The following is a 19,920-nucleotide window of genomic DNA, read 5'->3' as shown; positions in this document are numbered from 1 at the left end:
TTGGGTTTTATACAATGATATGATTAATATTCCATTGTGGCAGCGATATTTTCCTATAAAAGTTATGGCTTTAGTAATGGAAAATATTTTTAGCTCGATATATTTAGGATTATGGTCGTTTGGATTAATTGATAATGTAAAAAAAAGTCTAATTAAATCTATAGGGATAATGTTTCTAGGGATGATGTTTTTAAAAATCATACAAGTTATGACTGGGGAGGATTTATGGTTTTTGTTCTATTGAATAAAAATGGCTTGGAATATGGCGTTCCTGAAAAAGGATGCTCTACATGCGCTTGTAGGCGGTATCATGAGCGAACTTACGGGTAATGGTTTCCTAGCAGGGGCAAGCGCGTTCGCTGTTAATGAAATGGTGCAAAAGAAGTTGACTGAGCAATTTGAAGGCGAACCAGATAAGCATCAATGGGCAAGTGCGATTATCGGTGGCATTGTATTGTTTATTTTTTATTATATTGATTGCTTGCTTTTTTGTTTTCTTCCCGCATCATCCTTTCTACCGCTCTTTCACAAAGAATTCATTTGTCAAAAGCATAATTTTGGTTTACACTATAGCTAGAATTCCTGTCTAATATAGTAAATATTGATAATTATAAAGTGAGGCAGACTGATGGCAACATATATTATTGCGGGTTTGTTAGCGGTACTGGTGATTTTGGCAGTGCGCAGTTATTTCGGTAAAAAGTATCGTGGCGGGTGCAACGGCTGTTCTGGCTGTCCGCATGCTAAAAATTGCAACTCGATAAAAAAATAAAATATTGACAAAATCCCCTGTTGGTTATATGCTAATACTAGAGTTTTGTAAAATATAATGTACGCTAAACAAAATTCCAGGGTAAGTTTGATGCCGCAGCAACGATGCTTTGCCTGCGGCTTATTTTATGGACGATAAGCTTAGGAGGATGCCATTGTGCATATTCAACGTGGTGCGTGGGCAGAAATAAATTTAGATGCAATTGCACATAACGTGCAGATGGCTAAGGCCAATCTGAAGCCGACAACCAAATTATGTGCTGTCGTCAAGGCAGATGCCTATGGTCATGGCGCTGTGCGCGTAGCGCAGGAAGCAGCGCGTAACGGTGCAGACTTTTTTGCGGTAGCTCTCCTGCAGGAGGGCGTGAAGCTGCGCGAGGCCGGTATTGAAACACCGATTCTGGTGCTTGGCTCAATGCTGCCGGAGGTTGCGGAAATTTGCGTGCGCTATGATATCAGCCATGCAGTATTTGATGAAGAACGCTTATATGCTTTGAATGCGGCGGCTTTGAAGCTGCATACGAAGGCTAAAATACATATTAAGATTGATACAGGTATGCACCGTATCGGTGTGCATGTGCGTGATGCCGGCAGGTTTGCCAAGCTGGCAGCGTCCTTGCCTGGTATCTATATTGAGGGCGTGTTCAGTCACTTTGCGACTGCCGACGCCGATGATAAGCAGTATGCTGCCTATCAGTTTGAACGCTTTCAGGAGGCGCTGCGCCTGATTGAAGCGGAGGGAGTGCATATTCCTATCCGTCATATCGCCAACAGTGCTGCACTGACGGAGCTGCAGGAATATCAGCTGGATATGGTGCGTCAGGGAATTACCCTGTATGGCTTGCATCCGGCGCATATGATTGACTGCTACAAGGATTTTGAGCCTGTTATGACTGTGAAGACGCAGGTTGCTTTTGTGAAAACACTGCCGCCCGGTGAAACCATCGGCTATGGCAGAACCTATACATTGACGAGACCCAGTGTTATTGCTACTGTGCCTATCGGTTATGCCGACGGCGTGAGCCGCCGCTTGTCTAACCGCGGGTATATGCTGGTCAACGGCAAAAAGGCGCCGATTATCGGGCGTGTGTGCATGGATCAGACGATGCTGGACGTGACGGATATTCCAGACGTTAAGCTGGGCAGTGAGGTCATCGTGTTTGGCGGTCGTGAGCTGCCAATGGAGCTGGTTGCAGAATGGGCGGATACTATCTGCTATGAAATTATCTGCGACGTGAGCCCGCGTGTGCCGCGCGAGTATGTACGCGGCAACTAAAAAGAAGCATTGGCGTGAGCCGCTGCTTCTTAACTAAATACGCTTTCCCTTATTTTATGGCTGCTGGACGCATTTGCGAAAGGCAGTCCTTTTTTTGTGGACGGAGGAGATGTAGCAACCTAAAAAGGCTGCTGCGTAAGAAAACTTACGCAACAGCCATTTTTATGCTTTTAATTTTCAGCAAAAGGTATCTTTATAGCGCTGTTGGCACTGCTTGATGATTTCCTTTGCTTTATCTACGTCATGCGCCTCTTCAAGAGCGGTGCTTTTGCCTTCAAGTGATTTATACACGCTGAAGAAGTGAATCATTTCATCGCTGATATGCTGCGGCAGCTCGCTGATGGATTTGTAGGAATTATACATCGGGTCGCCGAAGGGAATCGCAATGATTTTTTCGTCCATATCACCGCTGTCTTCCATGATGATAACGCCGATGGGGTAGCAGCGCATCAAGGTCATCGGTACAACGTTTTCGGAACATAAAACCAATACGTCCAATGGGTCGTTATCTGCTGCATAGGTACGGGGAATAAAGCCGTAGTTTGCAGGATAGTGGGTTGCGGTGTACAGGATGCGGTCCATTTTGAGCAGGCCGGTTTCCTTGTCCAGCTCGTACTTAACCTTGCAGCCTTTGGGGATTTCGATAACTGCAATAAAATCGTCAGGAGAGATACGTTTGGGATCAATGTCATGCCAGATATTCATAGTCATTTCGTGTTTGCCTCCTCTTGTGCTTTGGGACAGAGATAAATATGTTGCTCACAAATTCCTCTCTTAATCATAGATGTTCTGGAGGCCGATGTCAAATTTTGCAGGGCGATTTTGCACAACTTTTACCAAACGTTATTACAGCCTCATATATGCGCTTATTACGCACGCTCCGCGTGCTCCATTCGCTTTGAGTTCGGCGTGCTGCGTAGCATCGAAACTGATGCCGCCGATAGCGTAAACCGGTAAGCTTACAGCGCTGCAGACGCTTTGCAGAAAGCCGAGGCCGCGTGGCGCAAGGCCGGCCTTGCACTGTGTAGTGTAGATGTGCCCGGCGATGAGCACGGTAGCACCAAGCGCTTGTGCTTCGATTGCCTCTTCAACGCTATGAACTGAGGTAGAAAGCCAGGTGAAATGCGCACGCTCGCAAGTTGGCAGTTGGCGTAAAAGCGCCAGCGGTAGATGCAGTCTTTTTACACCAAGCTCGCGTGCCAGCTGCCAATCGCTGTGCAAAATAAGCGGTATACCTGCAGCTTCGCAGCTTTGCTGTACCTCTAGCGCAAGCGTGCGATAGGCTGCTTTGTCTAAAGATTTCGCACGCAGGATAACAGCCTGCGGACGCAGCTCCGTCAGCTTTGTCAGACGCTCTATTTGCTCAGCTAGCGGACGGGGACAGCTGGCGCTGTCCGTAACGGCAATCAGCGGCAGCTCAGACATAAACGTACTCCGACATTACAGGCTGCAGACCGATTTTCAGCAGAGCGTCATAGATTTCCTGCAGGCTTCTGCTGTCGTCAATCTCAAACTGCTCATCGCCCAGCTCCTGTTTTTTGCTGTGCGCACCGATGCCTGTGTTGACGCCGGCGGAAATCTTGTTGGCGGCAATGAGCATCAGGTTATCACGCACGCGTGCGCATTCGCGGCTGGAAACGGTAATCGAGGCGAAGGGCATGAACAGGCGGTAGGCGCAGACAACCTGCAGCAGCTGGCGCTCGTGCACGTCCATCGGCTTAATTTTGTCGTTGTTGATGATGGGACGCAGGCGGGGGCAGGAGAAGGCAATTTCTGCATGCGGATATTTCTTTTGCAGCAGGTAGGCATGCAGGCCGGTAGCAAGGGCGTCGCGACGGAAGTCGTCTAGGCCGAGCAGAGCGGCGAAGCCGACGCCGCGCATTTTGCCGCGCAGGGCGCGTTCCTGTGCGTAAAAGCGGTAGGGAAATACGCGCTTATGACCTGCCAAATGCAGCTGAGCGTATTTATCCTTGTTATATGTTTCCTGGAAAACAGTTACGTAATCTACGCCGCATTCATGCAGGTAAGCATATTCATTGCTGTTGAGCGGATAAATCTCTACGCCGACTACCTTGAAGTATTGGCGTGCTTGCTTGCAGGCTTCACCGATGTAATGCACGTCGCTCATCTTGCGGCTTTCGCCGGTAAGAATAAGGATTTCCTGCTGGCCGGTGGCGGCGATGGCCTGCATTTCGGCAGCAATCTGCTCGCTGCTCAGGCAGGCGCGCTGAATTTTATTGTGACTGTTGAAGCCGCAGTAAATGCAGTAATTTTCGCAGTAGTTGGCGATATACAGCGGCGTAAAAAAGGTGACGTTATTGCCAAAATAACGCTGGCGTTCAACCTGTGCGGCACGGGCAATCTCCTCCAGAAGCGGCAATGCGGCAGGCGAAAGCAGGGCGGCGAAGTCCTCGGGCGTACGCTCGCTGTGAGCGAGTGCCGCGCGTACGTCTGCTTCCGTATATTTTGTGTAATCGTAAGCGGCACGGGCAGTCTGTACTTTATCGAAAATATCGGAGTCGATAATTTCCATGCCCTCCTGATATTGCATCGGATCGGTTAACTGTTTTTCGCTGAAGGCTGCTGCCTGCTCATCATAAATACTGTTGTTGAAAAATTTATCTTCGTTCTTCATGCTGCCACCTCAATCATGCAAAAAACCTGTCAGCGGGGAGCTGGCGCAGGCTGCATCACGGACGCTGCCGCAGCCTGCAAGATAAGCCTTGCGGCCAGCGTTGATAGCATCGCGGAAGGCACTGGCCATGAGCGGCAGGTTGCCGGCGCTGGCAATCGCGGTGTTCGCCATGATTGCCGCTGCGCCCATTTCCATAGCCTCGCAGGCCTGTGACGGTTTGCCGATGCCTGCGTCGACAATAATCGGCAGGTCGATTTCGTTGATTAAGATTTGGATAAAATCCTTGGTGCAAAGGCCCTTGTTGCTGCCAATCGGTGCACCCAGCGGCATGATGCAGGCAGCACCGGCGTCACGCATGTCACGTGCACTCTGCAGGTCGGGGTACATATAGGGCATAACGATAAAGCCTTCTTTGGCAAGAATTTCTGTTGCCTTGAGGGTTTCATGGTTGTCGGGAAGCAGGTATTTGCTGTCCTTGATTACTTCGATTTTTACAAAGTCGGTGTGGCAAAGCTCGCGTGCGAGGCGGGCAATGCGCACTGCTTCTTCGGCGTTGCGTGCACCGCTGGTGTTGGGCAGCAAGGTGACGTTTTCCGGCACGTAATCAAGAATGTTGGCAAGAGCGCCGCTGTTGGCGCGGCGCAGAGCGAGCGTAAGGATTTCCGCACCGGCCTGCTCTACGGCTGCTTTGATTAAGTCCAGCGAATATTTGCCGCTGCCTAAAATAAAACGGGAATGAAATTCGTGTCCGCCTAAAGTCCATGTATCGTTTGTCATTTTAATTCTCCTCCAAGTCTAAAATAATGCGTGCGGCAAGCAGTGCCTGCTGCATGGCGCAGAGTGCGACGCGCGCACCGCAGAGCGGTAAATCGTGAAAATCGCTGCTGCTGTCGCCGCAAAGATAAAGGTTTTTCGTGATTCTTTTACTGGTGATTTCTTCAGCTTTGCCGAAGCCGGCAATGCCGCTGCCTGCGATAACCTTTTTATCATTCCAGGTGCTCAAAACAGTGCTCACGAGCATAGCCTTGCTGGCAGCATCATCAAGCGCTTCGCAGATGATGTCACAGTCACCTAAAAGCGTGGGGATGTTATCCTCTGTTACCTTGATTACCTGCGAATGCAAAGCTGCGTAGGGGTTAATCTGGCGCAGATGCTTCACAAGGGCGTCAGCCTTGTATTGTCCTATATCGTCAAGGAAATAATATTGGCGGTTTAGATTGGAAAGCTCTATCTGGTCAAAATCATAAAGATAAAGATGAGCTATGCCAAGACGGGTTAAGGCGACGGCGATATTGCTGCCGAGTCCGCCGAGGCCGACGACAGCAACGCGTGCGTTATGCAGAGCGTCAAGCTGCGCCTGTGTCAGTCCTTTGCCAAGTGCGGCATTGATTTCCTCCTTGCTAATCATTCAGCCACCTCCTACAAAGCTGACGATTTCCAATTTATCGGCGTCGGTAATTGTTGTACTGCCAAAGTCTGCCTGCTTGATGATATTGCCGTTAAGTTCTACGGCAACAAACGCAGTGCGATAGCCGAGCTGCGTAAGCAGCTCGCTGAGAGCGGTGGGGCAGCCTAAGGCCTTTTCTTCTCCGTTGATAAGCATGATTTTCTCCTTTCGAGTAATAAAAAAGCTCATGAAAAAGCTACACCCGTGGTGGTGTACCCCTTCATGAGCTAAATTTCAGACTCACTCTAAGCTTTGTTTATGAAGTTGTTAGCATAAGTATAATGTTTTTGTCAGTAAGTGTCAAGGAGATAACTTATATATGCTGGCAGAGAAATATTTGCCTGCAGCACGAAATAGGCATATAATGGAAGCAGTAAAAAAAGAGGGGGCTTTGGTTATGAAAATAACAAACAGCAAAACAGATATCTGCGCCAACCGCTTCGGTGGCAATGGTGACGTAATTATTGAACATTATCTTGACGAAAGCATGCTTAATGACAGCGTAGTAATGTACGCTAAGGTAACTCTTAAACCGGGCTGCAGCCTTGGCTATCATATCCATGACGGCAACAGTGAAACTATCGTAGTGCTGCAGGGAACTGCCGAGTACAATGATAACGGTAAGGCAATGACGCTGCACGCAGGTGACAAGGTGCACTGTCCCAGCGGTGAAGGCCATGCTATCGGTAATCCGGCAGATGCTGCCGAGGATTTGCTGCTGCAGGCTTTGGTCATCAAAAAATAATATTTTCTGTTCTAAACTAAAAGGACTGACGCTGTTGCTGTGCGTCAGTCCTGAATTTTTTTATTTACCTTTGAAAAGACTTCCTAAAATACCGCGTACCAGCCTGCTGCCGATTTGGCTGCCGACTGTGCGGGTTGCGGAATTGACAGCGCTGTCAAATACCTTGTCCAGCACGCTCTTGGTTTGGCGGCCGCTGCTTCTTTGTGCAGCACGTTCTGCTGCAATGCGCTCACGTTCCGCAGCTTTGGCGGCACGCTCCGCTTCCTTGGCCTGCTTGGCTTCTTCTTTTTCTCTCAGCGCTGCTTCCTTCGCTTCAGCTTCAGCCTTCGCTGCCGCTTCGGCTGCCGCATGTGCCTCCTCTGCCTTTTGTGTCAGCAGCTCGTAGGCGGATTCACGGTCAACAGCTTCGGCATATTTGCTGTATAGCGGGCAGTCCTTGATCAGCTGTTGGCGTTTAGCATCATCACACACGCCAAGATAGCTGCGCGGCGGCATAACATAAGCACGCTGTACGATAGAAGGAATACCTTCGGGGTCCAGCATAGAAACAAGCACCTCGCCTGTACCAAGCTCGCCTAAGGCAGCTTCGGCATCTAATGCCGGGTTTTCGCGGAAGGATTGCGCGGTAGCTTTAAGGCTCTTGCGTTCTTTAGGAGTGTAGGCGCGCAGTGCATGCTGCAGCTTGTTGCCCAACTGTGCCAGTACGCTTTCGGGTACGTCTGTAGGCTGTTGGGTGATAAAGTAAATACCGATGCCCTTGGAACGGATGAGGCGGACAATCTGTTCAATCTTATCCAAAAGGGATTGCGGTGCATCCTTAAAAATCAGATGTGCTTCGTCGAAGAAGAAGACCATCTTGGGTTTATCCAAATCGCCTGCTTCCGGCATCATTTCATAGAGCTCGGAAAGCATCCACAGCAAGAAGGTGGAGTAGAGCAGCGGGCGTTGGAATAGTTCGGTAGCGTGCAGCAGGTTGATAACACCGCGGCCGTCTTCTGCCGTAGCAAACCAGTCCTTGATATCGAGTGCCGGCTCGCCGAAGAAGATATCCGCGCCCTGGTCCTCCAGACGCAGCAAAGCTCTTTGGATAGCACCGATGCTGGCGGGAGTGATGTTGCCGTAGCTTGTTTTGAACTGGGCAGCATTATCACCGACGTATTGTACCATGCTGCGCAAGTCCTTGAAATCCAACAGCAGCAGGCCTTGGTCATCTGCTACGCGGAAAACAATATTCATTACACCGCTTTGAGTTTCGTTCAGCTCCAGCAGACGGCTGAGCAGATCAGGGCCCATTTCCGAAACGGTAGCGCGTACGGGAATGCCGCCCTTGCCGTAAACGTCCCAGAAGCGTACCGGGTAACCGGCAAATTTCCATTCCGTTTCCAGACCCAGCTTGTTTCTTAAGCGCTTGCGGAAGCCTTCGCTGTCCTCACCGGGCAGGCACATACCGGAAACGTCGCCCTTGATATCAGCCAGAAAAACAGGTACGCCCATTTCACTGAAGCTTTCTGCCAGCACCTTGAGCGTAACGGTTTTGCCTGTACCGGTAGCACCGGCAATCAGGCCGTGACGATTTGCCATTTTGGGATACATATAGATACCGCCCTTGTCGTTTTGACAAAGCCAGATTTTATGCAGTTTAGGGATATACATCTTGCATTCCTCCTCGCGGCATTAAGATTTAGTATGAACGCTTGCCCCACAGAGGATGAGCGCAAGGGCGCAGCGCAAGACGATGAACCTGCTGTGCCGCTTCTTCAAGAGGCAGGTCCTCACGGCTGCCGCCGCGTTCCAGCACGCAAAGAGGTGCTTCGCTGCCAACCTCTCCGCCGGGCAGGTAAATATATTCTTCGTTATCATTGTCGCCGAAAATAATTCCGGCGAGCAGTTTTTCTTGCGTAACTTTAGACATTTTCTAACCTCAGAACATTCTCTTCTTCCACAGCAGGAAGGCAGTGCCGATGGCAATACATGCCGCCAGACTGATGACGATAAGGAACCCGAAGGGGTTTTCTGCAAAGGGAACAGGTACGTTCATGCCCCATAAACCGCTGATAAGTGTAGGAATCGCCAAAATAATGGTGACGGATGCCAAAAATTTCATGACCAGGTTCAGGTTGTTGCTGATGATACTGGCAAAAACTTCCATCATGCTGTTAAGAATGTGGCTGTACATCTCAACCATCTCTACAGCCTGCTTATATTCGATAATAACATCGTCCAGCAAATCCTCGTCTTCTTCGTATACCTTTATAAGATGCTGGGATTGCGTCGCATTGCGCAGACGCAGCAGTCTTTCCAGTACAATGGAATTGCTGCGCAGAGAGGTGGAAAAGTAGGTTAAGGATTTCTGCAGATCCAGCAGGTTGAAGAGCTCGCTGTTTTCCATGGACTGGCGCAGGTGAATTTCCAGTTCATCCGTACGGCGGATGATGATACGGATATATTTCAGATAGAGAGTAGCGGATTTATAAAGAATCTGGAACAAAAAGCGCGTTTTTTTGAAGGTGCTGAACATTTTGCTGTTGTGCGTGCCAAAGTCTGCAGTTACGGCGTTAGGTTCCAAACAGATAGTAGCAATGCCTTCTTCGGTTACTACGATGCCTAAAGGCAGGGTGTCGTAATCTTTATTGCTGCGTAAAAAAGGAATATCGACCAAAATCAGAATCTGGTCATCTTCCACTTCGATACGAGATTTTTCTTCTTCGTCCAGTGCGGCACTCAAAAAATCCATCTGGATTTTTGTCGCTGCTGCTATTTCCTGCAGCTCTTCTACAGAAGGAGCCACTATGTCAAGCCAGTAGCCCTTTTCCAGATGTTCCAGCTCCAGCTCGTCCAGTCCTTGGTCGGTACTTTTTAAAATTTTGTACATAGTAGGGTTCCTCCTTTCCTCTTTCCTGGCAGGCGTGATATAAAGCACCGTCTGCGTCACAACGATCTTTATATATTATATTACAGATGCTCGGCGATGGCTTTAGCCAATTGGTCGGCGCAGCTGGTGCCGCGGCCGCGGCAGTCATTGCCCTTGAGCAAATCGGCAACTGCTTTGGCATCCTGGCCTTCTACCAGCTTGCCGATAGCAGCCAGATTTCCGGGGCAGCCGCCGTCAAAGCTTACATTGTGCAGCTTGCCGTCAACTATATCAAAATGAATCTCGCGGGAGCAGACTCCGCTGGTTTTATAAGTAAACATATTTCTTTCCTCCATTGTATTACAACATACATTAGACAATTCGACAAAAATAAATAAAATCCTTTTTCTTATGCTTGCGCAAGAAAGATTTTACGTAAATTTTATTTCAAAAATTTTCCCGTTGCAGAAAAGTTTTGGCGGGAGCTTTAATTTACTAAAAAAAGTTGGTATAATATAAGACAAATTATTGTACGTTGTAGGATGGTAGCATGGTTTATATTCTTACAGCACAAGTATTATGCTTTTGTAGCATGGAAGAAAGGTAGTGTAGTTTTTATGTCTATTCAGTTGGTAATTGTCGTAGTGTACATCGCGTTGCTTTTTGGCATCAGCTTGTGGGTTAAGCACAAGGCTGATTCGGGTTCAACAGCGTTTTTGCTGGCCGGACGTAAGCTGAACACGATTCTGGTAGCTGTAAATGTTACCGGTCTGGCAGTCGGTGCTGCTTCTACAGTCGGCGTAGCACAGCGTGCTTTCAGTGTTGGTCTGGCAGCAGGCTGGTATAACGGTGCCTGGTCTATCGGTGCTATTGTTATGGGCCTTTTGGCAGCAGGCAAGCTGCGTTCTATGAAGGTTTCCACTATTCCGGAATTCTTTGAGTTCTATTATGATACCAAAGGACGTGCAATCGCTGCGATTGGTCTGGTTATCATTATGTGCGTTATTACTGCTTTGCAGTACATGGCAGGCGGTGCGATTTTATCCTCGCTGTTGCCGGAGATTTTCTCCTTCCATGGCGGTATGATTATGAGCGCCGTGGTATTTATCGGTATCACTTTGATTGGCGGTCTTTGGTCCAGCGGTCTGGCAAATATCGTCAGCGTTACCTTGATTTATATCGGTATTATCTACTCTGCAATCCAATCTGTATCCAACGTAGGCGGTTGGGACGCAGTGCTCAGTAAGCTGCCTAACCCCGAGGTTATGGGCAGTCCGGTAGCAGGCCTGGCTTTTGCTACTATTCTTGGCTGGATTATCGTTATGATTACTCAGACTATTACTGCGCAGGGACCTGTACAGATTGCCTGCGGTGCTAAAAATGCTAAAGCTGCCCGCAACGGTTATGTGCTGGCTGGCCTGATGATTTTCCCGGTTGGCTTCATCTGCGCTGTGTTGGGCGTTGTCTGCAAGGCTATGTATCCGGAAATGCCGGTGGCGCAGGCTGCACTTGCTATGCCTAAGGTTGTTATGACTCTGGATCCTCTTGCCGGCGGTGTAACTCTGGCTGCTTTGTGGGCTGCGGATGTATCTACTGCCTGCACTATTCTGCTGGGTGCGGCTACGCTTTTCAGTAATGATATTTACAAACGTTTTATTAATCCTGCTGTTGCGGAAAATAAATTTGTCATCATCAATCGTCTGTCTGTTTTTGCTGTCGGCCTGATTACTCTGTGGTTTGCCTTCAATGCAGCAGGCATTGTTAAGACGATGATTGCCGGTTTGTCTATGACCTGCGGCCTGACCTGTGTATTCTTCTTTACGATGTTCGCTCCCGGCCTGTGCCGTCGCAGCTCTGCTTTCTGGACTACATTGGTGAGCCTTCTCGGCATTGCTCTCTGGTTTGTTCCCGGCAGCCCGCTGGCAGGCATCAAACCGCTTTTTGCCAACGAAGTAATTTACTTTGAATGGCCTATCTGCATTATTACCTTCCTGCTGGTAGCAATGCTGGATAAAAATAAAATCAAAGAGGTTGTAGAGGTTCCTGAAGAGGACGAGTAATCTCTGCGCCTGCTGATAGAAAAATGTTTTGTGAGGGGTGGGACTAACATGCATGAATGTGGTAAAAGCTGCATCAACAGCATCGAAATCGGTCGTGCTGCCTTGCGTATTGCACTTACCTCCAGTCGCGTGGAGGAAACGAGGGTAAAGGAACGCTTAGCGGAGCATGGTATCCGTTCGACAGCTGTTGATTTCGGCGGTGAATTTATTCCTTCTATTGTAAAAATTGTCGAGCGCGCTGTAGTTGCTGCGCAGCGTCAGGGACTGGTAACCGAATCTCATGTAGGTGCCGGTGCTGTGGCCGGAGCGGCGCACGAAGCACTGGAACAGGTAAAGGTTAAGGCCTTTGGCTTTAACGTCGGCGGCAAAATCGGTATTGCCCGCGCCGGAGAGCATCTTTGTGTTGCTATTTATATGGGCGTTGGCGTGCTGAATCTCAATGAGCTGTGTGTCGGATTGGCACATCGTTCGCTGGCCAGTGATGAATAGAGGTGCTTTATGAGTATTTTGGATATTATCGGACCGGTGATGATTGGTCCCTCCAGCTCGCATACTGCCGGTGCTGTTCGTCTGGGACTTTTGGCCGCCAGTATTCTTGGCGCTAAGCCGGTAAAGGCAGAAATTTATCTGCATGGCTCCTTTGCCGAAACCTATAAGGGACACGGCACGGATATGGCGCTGCTTGCCGGACTGATGGGCTGGCTGCCGGATGATGAACGCATTCCGCAGGCTGACAGCTATGCGGAGAAAAACGGCTTAGAATATTCTTATCATAAAATTGATTTGGGCAATAAGGCTCATCCAAACACTGTGCTTTTTAAGCTGACTGCAGAAAATGGTGCCCGTTGTGATATCGTCGGTTCTTCTGTTGGCGGCGGTCAGGTACAGGTTACGGAAATTGACGGCTTTCCTGTGGAGCTCACGGGACGCTTGCCTGCTATTTTGACAGTGCATATCGATACCAGAGGTGTTATTGCATTGGTTACCAGTACCTTGGCCAATGCCGGTGTGAATATCGCTACGATGCGCTTGTTCCGCAGCGACAAGGGCGGCATGGCATCTATGGTTATTGAATGTGACGAGGCGGTGCCGCAGGAGATTATCAATCTTATCAGCGCGCTGCAGCAGATAGAATCGGTGCGTTTTATCGCCAGTGTTTTGTAAGGGGTGCAGCATGAAGAAAGAAATGCTGTCTTTGAACAGCTGGATTAAAGAGGCTGCTGAATGGCAGCAGCCGTTAGATGAATTTCTCATAGACTACAATATGCGCGAGCTGGAATGCAGTCAGGAAGATTTGCTGGCGAAGATGCAGGAAATGCTGGACGTCATGGAGAAATCAGTAGAGCATGGGCTAACAGGCATCCGCTCCCACAGCGGTCTGACAGGCGGCGATGCCAAAAAGCTGGCTGCAGCTGCAGGCGCCGAAGGCTTTGTCAATCTTTTGGGCGAGAAGGCTTTGGATGCAGTTATATATGCTACAGCAGTTGGTGAATGCAACGCGGCTATGGGACGTATAGTTGCTGCTCCTACAGCAGGTGCCAGCGGCGTGCTTCCGGGAGTGTTCTTCACCCTGAAAAAGCACTGTGGACTGGACGATGCAACCTTGCAGCGTGGTATGGTGGTTGCCGGCAGTATTGGTATGGTAATCAACGAGCGCGCTTCTCTGGCAGGTGCTATGGGTGGCTGTCAGGCAGAATGTGGCAGTGCTGCGGCGATGGCAGCAGGTGCTGCGGTTTCTATGCTCGGTGGCACACCGCAGCAGGTAGGTACGGCAGTAGCGGTCGTTTTTAAAAACGTGTTGGGTCTTGTCTGCGATCCAGTAGCAGGCCTTGTAGAGGTACCCTGCATTAAACGTAATGGAGCCTGTGCTTTGCAGGCACTGTTGGCAGCTGAACTGGCGTTGGCCGGAATCAGCAGCTTTATTAATGCTGATGAAGCAATTGATGCCATGAAGAGCGTGGGGGATGCACTTCCCTGTGCTTTGAAGGAAACCGCAGGCGGCGGTATGGCCGCAACGCCTTCGGCTATAGAGTGGGCAGCAAAATACTTTGCCCGTAAATAAAAAATAGCAAAGGAGACTTTAATCATGGAAGTTATTGCAACAACAAATGCACCCAAAGCTTTAGGTCCTTATTCTCAAGCTGTATTAGCAGGTTCTATTCTGTTTGTATCCGGTCAGATTGCTATCAATCCGGAAACAGGTGAAATGGTTCAAAGCTCTATCGAAGCTGAAACTCAGCAGGTTTTAGACAATATTGAGGCTATCCTGACGGAAGCACGCTTCAGATTCATGGATGTTGTAAAAACTACTATTTTTGTAGATGACATCAAGAATTTTGATGCTATTAATGCTGTTTATGCAAAAACCTTTAAGATTGAGCCGCCGGCACGCTCCTTTGTACAGGTAGCAGCTCTGCCTAAAGGCGCTCATGTAGAAATTGAAGTTATTGCCCGCCGCTGATTAACTGATGCGAAGCAATTTTTGACTATGTCCGGTGATTGCCGTAAAAATTTTTATAAAAATTAAATTTTCCTATTGACGCAGTGCCGGGAATATAGTATAATACTATTCGTCGCCAAGCTATTCAGCTTGGAAACAAGATGGTGGCTGTGGTGAAGTGGTTAACACGGCGGATTGTGGCTCCGTTACGCGTGGGTTCGACTCCCACCAGTCACCCCACCTTTTCAGATTTAAGTAAATCTGAGTAACCACTAATAAGCTTGGGGCGTAGCCAAGTCGGTAAGGCACGGGACTTTGACTCCCGCATGCGTTGGTTCGAGTCCAGCCGCCCCAGCCAATGATCCACTAGCTCAGTTGGTAGAGCACCTGACTTTTAATCAGGGTGTCCCGAGTTCGAGTCTCGGGTGGATCACCACGAATTTAAGGCCGTTCTTCGAAAGAAGGACGGCTTTTTGTTTACATGGACAGTTGCCATAGCTGTTCTTGTTATGATATAATATTTTATATGCGAGTGTGGCGGAACTGGCAGACGCACTAGACTTAGGATCTAGCGCCTTTCGGCGTGCAGGTTCGATTCCTGTCACTCGCACCAACTTTATAAATCAGGCTCACGTGGAATAGTCGCGTGAGCTTTTTTATTATATGCTTGAACCATATAATAAAAGAATATCATTGATTGCTTTACTGCTCACGTGGCAATAGCTGCGTGGACTTTTTTTGTACACTGAAATCTGTAATAGTGTTTACATTAACAGAATGAAAAAGGAGAACGATTCAAGAATGTTACACTTTTTGTTGACAAAAACTTTAGTTGCTGAAATAATAAAAAAACACTGATTATATGATGCCGGCAAACCGGACAGATTTGCAAGAGTATCAGAGCTGTAGATATGTTATTGCAGGAGGGAAAGATATGGAGCAGATTTTATCGATTGTTGTACGTAATCAGCCGGGTGTGCTGATGCGTGTAGCAGGCATGTTTTCACGCCGTGGCTTCAATATTGACAGTCTGGCTGTAGGCACGACGCAAAACCCGGAGTTTTCGCGTATGACGGTAACGATGGAGGCTGACGAGCCGACTATTATCCAGGTTACCAAACAGTTGGCGAAGCTGGTTGAGGTAGAGCGTGTCAAGGTACTGCCTCCTAAATCCAGCGCTACCCGCAGCATGATTCTGGTTAAGGTAAAAGCCGGCAATAAGCGTCCGGAGCTGCTTCAGCTGGCGGAAGTGTTCCGTGCGCATGCAGTGGATGTAACCGGTGAGTCATTGATATTTGTTGCTACCGGCGATGAGGGCAAGCTGCGCGCATTTGTTGATGTCATGCGTCCATACGGCGTAACCGAAATGGTGCAGACCGGTCTTGTTGCTTTAGAGCGCGGCGATGCGTCGCTTGCTGTGGAACAATCACGTTTTGAATGGCCGCAGATGGATGATGGTCATGCGGCAATATAAGAGATAGATTTGCGGAAGGAAGTGAGCGTATGCAGTTAAGCGGCGCAGAGATTATGTGCAGGATACTGGCAGAAGAAGGGGTAACAACTGTTTTCGGTTATCCCGGGGGTGCGATTCTCCCTTTTTATGATGCATTACGGCAAAGTCCGATACAACATATATTAACGGCGCATGAGCAGGGTGCTGCGCATGCGGCAGACGGCTTTGCGCGTGCTTCAGGTAAGGTGGGCGTGTGTATAGCTACATCGGGTCCCGGAGCAACCAATCTGGTCACAGGTCTGGCAACGGCATTTTTGGATTCCGTACCGGTTGTGGCCATTACAGGGCAGGTAAACAGGGCGCTTATCGGCCATGACGCGTTTCAGGAGGTAGATATCACCGGTATAACAATGCCTATTACCAAGCATAATTTTTTAGTTAAAAAGCCGGAAAACCTGGCGCAGACATTGCGTCTTGCCTTCCAGCTGGCGCGTGAAGGACGCCCGGGACCGGTGTTGGTAGACGTGCCGCGCGATGTGCAAACGGCGCTGATAGATTTTGAGGAAGCCCGTCTGGCGGAGCTGCAGCCGTTGGAGCCTGATGCTGAACGTGTGGCAGCGGCTGCAGCGGCTATCAATAAGGCACAGCGTCCGGTAATGCTGGTCGGCGGTGGCGTTATCAATGCCAATGCAGAATATGATGCCATGCATTTGTGTGAAAAGCTGCATATCCCGGTTGTCAGCACGTTGATGGGGCTTGGTGCGATTAGTGCCTACAGACAGCTGTTTTTGGGAATGACAGGCCTGCATGGACATGAACGTGCCAATAATGCTGTTAAGGAAGCTGACCTGATTTTGGCTGTCGGCAGCCGCTTTAATGACCGCGTTACAGGCGAGCGTAGCAGCTACAGTGCCAACAAGCTTATTATCCATTTGGATATCGACCCTGCTGAGGTAGATAAAAATATTGATTCGGGCATAGGCATCACCGGCGATATGGTGGCAACGCTGAATGCGTTGGAAAAGGCAGCGCAGCCGCACGATTTGAGCTCGTGGTGGGACAAAATAAACTCCTGGCCAGGGATGGACGATGATTTTGGAAATGAGGAGGCGCCCAAGTTTTTTAAAGCATTGAATCCGGTGCTCAAGGACAAGGATTATATTATTACTACGGACGTAGGCCAGCATCAGATGTGGGCAGCGCAGCATTTGAAGATACAGTTTGCCCGCCAGTGGCTGACAAGCGGCGGATTGGGAACGATGGGATTCGGTCTGCCTGCTGCGTTGGGCGCACAGCTGGCGCGTCCGCAGAGCCGTGTCATCAGTATAAGCGGTGACGGCGGCTTTAAGATGACAGGCAGCGAGCTTTTTACTATTGCAAGCAATAATGTGCCTGTTATCGCTATAGTGTTCAATAACAGCGGACTGGGAATGATACGCCAGCTGCAGACGGTGCAGTTTGCCAAACGCTTTACGGCCTGCGAGCTGCCGGGTTATGTTGACTTTGTAAAATATGCTGCTGCCTTCGGAATTGAAGGTGAGCATGCAGATACGCCGGATGCTTTGGCCCAGGCAGTGGACAAGGCGTGGGAACGCAGGAAACCTTACCTTATAGAGGTTTGCGTTAATCCTAAAAATATGGTGCTTCCGATGGTGGCTCCAGGACTGGGAATTAATGATTTTGTAAAATTCGCCAACGATGAGATAAACTAAATTGGCTAAGATTTTGCTTAGTTGCTCTTAAAACTCTTGCTGAAACAGGTTAAAAATGTTACGATAAAGGGACAGAAGAAAATATCATCTGTCCTTTTATTTTTTATGCTTTGGAGAAGAACATGGGAATTTTATCACAAACTTCTGCTCCGGTGTACGAGGCACTGGAGCGTTTTCGTAAAAAACGCGTTGTCCCCTTTGATGTACCAGGTCATAAGCGCGGTCGTGGCAACCCGGAGCTTCGCGAGCTGTTGGGGGAAAAATGTGTAAACCTGGATGTCAACTCTATGAAGCCTCTTGATAATCTCTGCCATCCTGTTTCGGTAATCCGTGACGCAGAGGAGCTGGCAGCAGAGGCCTTCGGTGCGGCACACGCATTCTTTATGGTAGGGGGTACGACCTCGTCCGTGCAAAGCATGGTCTTGGCTTCCTGTAAGGCAGGCGATAAAATTATCCTGCCGCGCAATGTACACAAAAGTGTGATTAACGCGCTGGTACTTAATGGCGCGATTCCGGTTTATATCAATCCGCAGGTTGACAGTAAGCTGGGAATTTCTCTGGGGATGGAGATCGGCGAGGTAGCTAAGGCGATTAAGGCCAATCCTGATGCTACGGCAGTGCTCGTAAACAATCCTACTTATTATGGTATCTGTTCGGATTTGCGTTCTATCGTCAAGCTGGCGCATGAGCATAACATGCTCTGCCTGGTAGATGAGGCACACGGTACACATTTTTATTTCGGAAAAAATATGCCTGTTAATGCGATGGCGGCCGGCGCTGACATGGCATCTGTTTCCATGCACAAATCAGGCGGCAGCCTGACGCAGAGCAGCCTTTTGCTGACGGGCCCGAATGTTAATTGGGAGTATGTAAGCCAGATTATTAATCTGACGCAGACTACCAGTGCTTCGTATCTTCTGCTTTCCAGCCTGGATATTTCCCGCCGTAACCTGTATATGCGCGGCGAGGCATCCTTCGGCAAGGTTCAGGAGATGGCGGAGTATGCCCGCGAGGAAATTAATTCTATCGGCGGCTTTTATGCTTACGGACGCGAGCTGAAAAACGGCAGCAGTATTTATGATTTTGATGTTACCAAGCTTTCGGTCTATACGCGTGATATCGGTCTGGCAGGCATCGAGGTTTATGATTTGCTGCGCGATGAATATGATATCCAGATTGAGTTCGGCGATATTGCCAACATTCTTGCCTATATTTCTATCGGTGACCGTATTCAGGATATTGAACGTCTTGTGGGTGCTTTGGCAGATATCAAGCGCTTGTATTCCAAGGATACGTCGCAAATGCTCAATACCGAATATATCGCGCCTAAGGTTGTTGTTTCGCCGCAGAAGGCATTTTATGCCAAGGACGAATCTTTACCTATACGCGAAACTGCAGGACGCATCTGCAGTGAGTTTGTAATGTGCTACCCGCCGGGAATTCCTATCCTGGCACCGGGTGAGGTTATTACCAAGGATATTATAGATTATATTATTTACGCTAAGGAAAAGGGTTGCTCTATGCAGGGACCAGAAGATCCGGACGTTAATAATATCAATGTACTAGTTTAAAGGACGTGATTAAATGGAGCTATGGTTTTCTGACTATCATACAGAAGATGTGAAGCTGGATATCAAAATCGAAAAGCAGCTTTTCGGTGCGGATACGGATTTCCAAAGAATAGACGTTTTTGAATCTAAGGAGTTCGGTCGCTTCATCAGCTGTGACGGTACCATAGTCTTTTCGGAAAAGGACGAATTTGTTTATGACGAAATGATTGTCCATGTGCCGATGGCAGTGCATCCGCACGTGCGTAAGGTACTGGTAATCGGCGGCGGCGACGGCGGTGTTGCGCGCGAGCTGACGCATTATGATGAAATAGAGGAAATCGACGTAGTAGAAACAGACCATGTTTTTATTGATGTCTGCCGCGACTATTTCCCTGATAACGCCTGCGGTCTTGATGACCCGCGCGTAACTGTTTTCAACGCTAATGGTCTGCGCTTTTTGCGTACCAAGGTTGATGAATACGATCTGATTATCAGCGATGCTATTGATCCCTTAGGACATGCAGCAGGCCTGTTTACCAAGGAGTTTTACGGTAACTGCTTCCGTGCGCTCAAAGAGGACGGCATCATGGTTTACCAGCATGGCAGTCCCTTCTACGATGAGGACGAGGAAACCTGCCGCGCCATGCACCGCAAGGCCAGCCACAGCTTCCCCATCAGCCGTGTATATCAGGCGCATATTCCGACCTGTCCTTCAGGCTACTGGCTGTTCGGCTTCGCTTCTAAGAAGTATCATCCGCTGAAGGATTTTGATGCCAAGAAATGGCTGGAGCGTGGTATCAAGACCTGGTATTATTCCGAGCATCTGCATAAGGGAGCATTTATGCTGCCGAAGTATGTTGAAGATATGCTTGAGGAAGAAGAGAGGTAGACGCACGATAAGGCGCCATCTGCGTTGTTGCAACTCCTAGACGTACTGGGAGTACGCCGTCGTCGTTGCGCCTAGCATCTGGCACCTTCTC

At 48.9% G+C, this 19,920-nt stretch carries 24 protein-coding genes and 4 tRNA genes; 18 read left to right on the top strand and 10 right to left on the bottom strand.

Features of this window, described 5'->3' with window-relative positions:
* The 4 genes from RDW05_RS08670 to alr all read left to right on the top strand — a co-directional run.
* The coding region (locus RDW05_RS08670; RefSeq protein WP_307978689.1) for a hypothetical protein at positions 1-244 on the top strand (244 nt) is incomplete at its 5' end.
* A gap of 6 nt (positions 245-250) precedes the next feature.
* Complete coding sequence (locus RDW05_RS08665) at positions 251-577, top strand: hypothetical protein (protein ID WP_307978688.1); 327 nt, start codon at positions 251-253, stop codon at positions 575-577.
* 51 nt (positions 578-628) lie between these two features.
* Positions 629-772, top strand: a complete 144-nt coding sequence (locus RDW05_RS08660; RefSeq protein WP_293722239.1) for a FeoB-associated Cys-rich membrane protein — start codon at positions 629-631, stop codon at positions 770-772.
* A 156-nt stretch (positions 773-928) separates the two neighbouring features.
* Positions 929-2,047 carry an alanine racemase gene (alr, locus tag RDW05_RS08655; RefSeq protein ID WP_304260218.1) on the top strand — a complete coding sequence of 373 codons (1,119 nt, stop codon included), beginning with the start codon at positions 929-931 and terminating at the stop codon, positions 2,045-2,047.
* Between the two features lie 177 nt (positions 2,048-2,224).
* Here the strand turns inward: alr and RDW05_RS08650 are convergent, their stop codons facing one another.
* The 6 genes from RDW05_RS08650 to thiS form a co-directional block, all read right to left on the bottom strand.
* The gene (locus RDW05_RS08650; RefSeq protein WP_040564460.1) at positions 2,225-2,752 is read right to left on the bottom strand and encodes an inorganic diphosphatase; all 528 of its coding nucleotides are present in this window, start codon (positions 2,750-2,752) and stop codon (positions 2,225-2,227) included.
* A gap of 141 nt (positions 2,753-2,893) precedes the next feature.
* Positions 2,894-3,472: a thiamine phosphate synthase gene (locus RDW05_RS08645; protein WP_307978687.1), complete on the bottom strand. Its 579-nt coding sequence runs from the start codon at positions 3,470-3,472 to the stop codon at positions 2,894-2,896.
* Positions 3,465-4,682: a 2-iminoacetate synthase ThiH gene (gene thiH, locus RDW05_RS08640; RefSeq protein ID WP_307978686.1), complete on the bottom strand. Its 1,218-nt coding sequence runs from the start codon at positions 4,680-4,682 to the stop codon at positions 3,465-3,467. The genes RDW05_RS08645 and thiH overlap by 8 nt, the downstream gene beginning before the upstream one ends.
* A 9-nt stretch (positions 4,683-4,691) precedes the next feature.
* On the bottom strand, positions 4,692-5,459 hold the full coding sequence (locus tag RDW05_RS08635) for a thiazole synthase (RefSeq protein ID WP_304242758.1): 768 nt from the start codon (positions 5,457-5,459) through the stop codon (positions 4,692-4,694).
* Position 5,460: 1 nt separating this feature from the next.
* A complete protein-coding gene (gene thiF, locus RDW05_RS08630; RefSeq protein WP_307978685.1) occupies positions 5,461-6,090 on the bottom strand; it encodes a sulfur carrier protein ThiS adenylyltransferase ThiF in 630 nt (209 codons plus the stop codon).
* Positions 6,091-6,285, bottom strand: a complete 195-nt coding sequence (gene thiS, locus RDW05_RS08625) for a sulfur carrier protein ThiS (RefSeq protein ID WP_307978684.1) — start codon at positions 6,283-6,285, stop codon at positions 6,091-6,093.
* A gap of 241 nt (positions 6,286-6,526) precedes the next feature.
* On the opposite strand from thiS, the gene RDW05_RS08620 reads away from it, so the two are divergent.
* Positions 6,527-6,874: a cupin domain-containing protein gene (locus RDW05_RS08620; protein ID WP_044484707.1), complete on the top strand. Its 348-nt coding sequence runs from the start codon at positions 6,527-6,529 to the stop codon at positions 6,872-6,874.
* A gap of 60 nt (positions 6,875-6,934) precedes the next feature.
* Here RDW05_RS08620 and RDW05_RS08615 read toward each other — a convergent pair whose 3' ends face one another.
* The 4 genes from RDW05_RS08615 to RDW05_RS08600 all read right to left on the bottom strand — a co-directional run bounded on the left by RDW05_RS08615 (position 6,935) and on the right by RDW05_RS08600 (position 10,066).
* Complete coding sequence (locus RDW05_RS08615) at positions 6,935-8,527, bottom strand: helicase HerA-like domain-containing protein (RefSeq protein WP_307978682.1); 1,593 nt, start codon at positions 8,525-8,527, stop codon at positions 6,935-6,937.
* A gap of 28 nt (positions 8,528-8,555) precedes the next feature.
* A complete protein-coding gene (locus tag RDW05_RS08610; protein WP_210685092.1) occupies positions 8,556-8,786 on the bottom strand; it encodes a hypothetical protein in 231 nt (76 codons plus the stop codon).
* 9 nt (positions 8,787-8,795) lie between these two features.
* A complete protein-coding gene (locus RDW05_RS08605; protein WP_021720430.1) occupies positions 8,796-9,746 on the bottom strand; it encodes a magnesium transporter CorA family protein in 951 nt (316 codons plus the stop codon).
* Positions 9,747-9,826: 80 nt separating this feature from the next.
* Positions 9,827-10,066, bottom strand: a complete 240-nt coding sequence (locus RDW05_RS08600; RefSeq protein WP_293821939.1) for a TIGR03905 family TSCPD domain-containing protein — start codon at positions 10,064-10,066, stop codon at positions 9,827-9,829.
* Between the two features lie 276 nt (positions 10,067-10,342).
* Here RDW05_RS08600 and RDW05_RS08595 point away from each other — a divergent pair, with 276 nt between their 5' ends.
* The 13 genes from RDW05_RS08595 (at position 10,343) to speE (ending at position 19,829) form a co-directional block, all read left to right on the top strand.
* A complete protein-coding gene (locus RDW05_RS08595; RefSeq protein WP_044484485.1) occupies positions 10,343-11,785 on the top strand; it encodes a sodium:solute symporter family protein in 1,443 nt (480 codons plus the stop codon).
* A 48-nt stretch (positions 11,786-11,833) separates the two neighbouring features.
* On the top strand, positions 11,834-12,274 hold the full coding sequence (locus RDW05_RS08590; RefSeq protein WP_307978679.1) for a HutP family protein: 441 nt from the start codon (positions 11,834-11,836) through the stop codon (positions 12,272-12,274).
* A 9-nt stretch (positions 12,275-12,283) separates the two neighbouring features.
* Entirely contained in the window at positions 12,284-12,949 is a 666-nt protein-coding gene (sdaAB, locus tag RDW05_RS08585) for an L-serine ammonia-lyase, iron-sulfur-dependent subunit beta (protein ID WP_293391612.1), read from the top strand.
* Between the two features lie 10 nt (positions 12,950-12,959).
* The gene (gene sdaAA, locus RDW05_RS08580) at positions 12,960-13,847 is read left to right on the top strand and encodes an L-serine ammonia-lyase, iron-sulfur-dependent, subunit alpha (protein ID WP_307978677.1); all 888 of its coding nucleotides are present in this window, start codon (positions 12,960-12,962) and stop codon (positions 13,845-13,847) included.
* A 24-nt stretch (positions 13,848-13,871) separates the two neighbouring features.
* Positions 13,872-14,246, top strand: coding sequence for a RidA family protein (locus RDW05_RS08575; protein ID WP_021720424.1), 375 nt, complete (start codon positions 13,872-13,874; stop codon positions 14,244-14,246).
* 143 nt (positions 14,247-14,389) lie between these two features.
* Positions 14,390-14,465 (top strand) — tRNA-His (locus RDW05_RS08570).
* Positions 14,466-14,507: 42 nt separating this feature from the next.
* Positions 14,508-14,583: transfer RNA gene (locus RDW05_RS08565), tRNA-Gln, on the top strand.
* A gap of 2 nt (positions 14,584-14,585) precedes the next feature.
* A tRNA-Lys gene (locus tag RDW05_RS08560) sits at positions 14,586-14,661 on the top strand.
* Positions 14,662-14,753: 92 nt separating this feature from the next.
* A tRNA-Leu gene (locus RDW05_RS08555) sits at positions 14,754-14,838 on the top strand.
* Positions 14,839-15,159: 321 nt separating this feature from the next.
* A complete protein-coding gene (gene ilvN, locus RDW05_RS08550; RefSeq protein ID WP_304157862.1) occupies positions 15,160-15,699 on the top strand; it encodes an acetolactate synthase small subunit in 540 nt (179 codons plus the stop codon).
* Positions 15,700-15,728: 29 nt separating this feature from the next.
* Complete coding sequence (gene ilvB / locus RDW05_RS08545) at positions 15,729-17,390, top strand: biosynthetic-type acetolactate synthase large subunit (protein ID WP_307978676.1); 1,662 nt, start codon at positions 15,729-15,731, stop codon at positions 17,388-17,390.
* A 122-nt stretch (positions 17,391-17,512) separates the two neighbouring features.
* The gene (locus RDW05_RS08540; RefSeq protein ID WP_307978675.1) at positions 17,513-18,961 is read left to right on the top strand and encodes an aminotransferase class I/II-fold pyridoxal phosphate-dependent enzyme; all 1,449 of its coding nucleotides are present in this window, start codon (positions 17,513-17,515) and stop codon (positions 18,959-18,961) included.
* 13 nt (positions 18,962-18,974) lie between these two features.
* Positions 18,975-19,829: a polyamine aminopropyltransferase gene (gene speE, locus RDW05_RS08535; protein ID WP_009144908.1), complete on the top strand. Its 855-nt coding sequence runs from the start codon at positions 18,975-18,977 to the stop codon at positions 19,827-19,829.
* Positions 19,830-19,920: the final 91 nt, after the last annotated feature.

The organism is uncultured Phascolarctobacterium sp. (genome assembly GCF_902463975.1).
Classification (GTDB): Bacteria; Bacillota; Negativicutes; order Acidaminococcales; family Acidaminococcaceae; genus Phascolarctobacterium_A.
The sequence above is the reverse complement of the archived record's forward strand: the minus strand, read 5'-3'. Positions and strand labels throughout refer to the sequence as shown.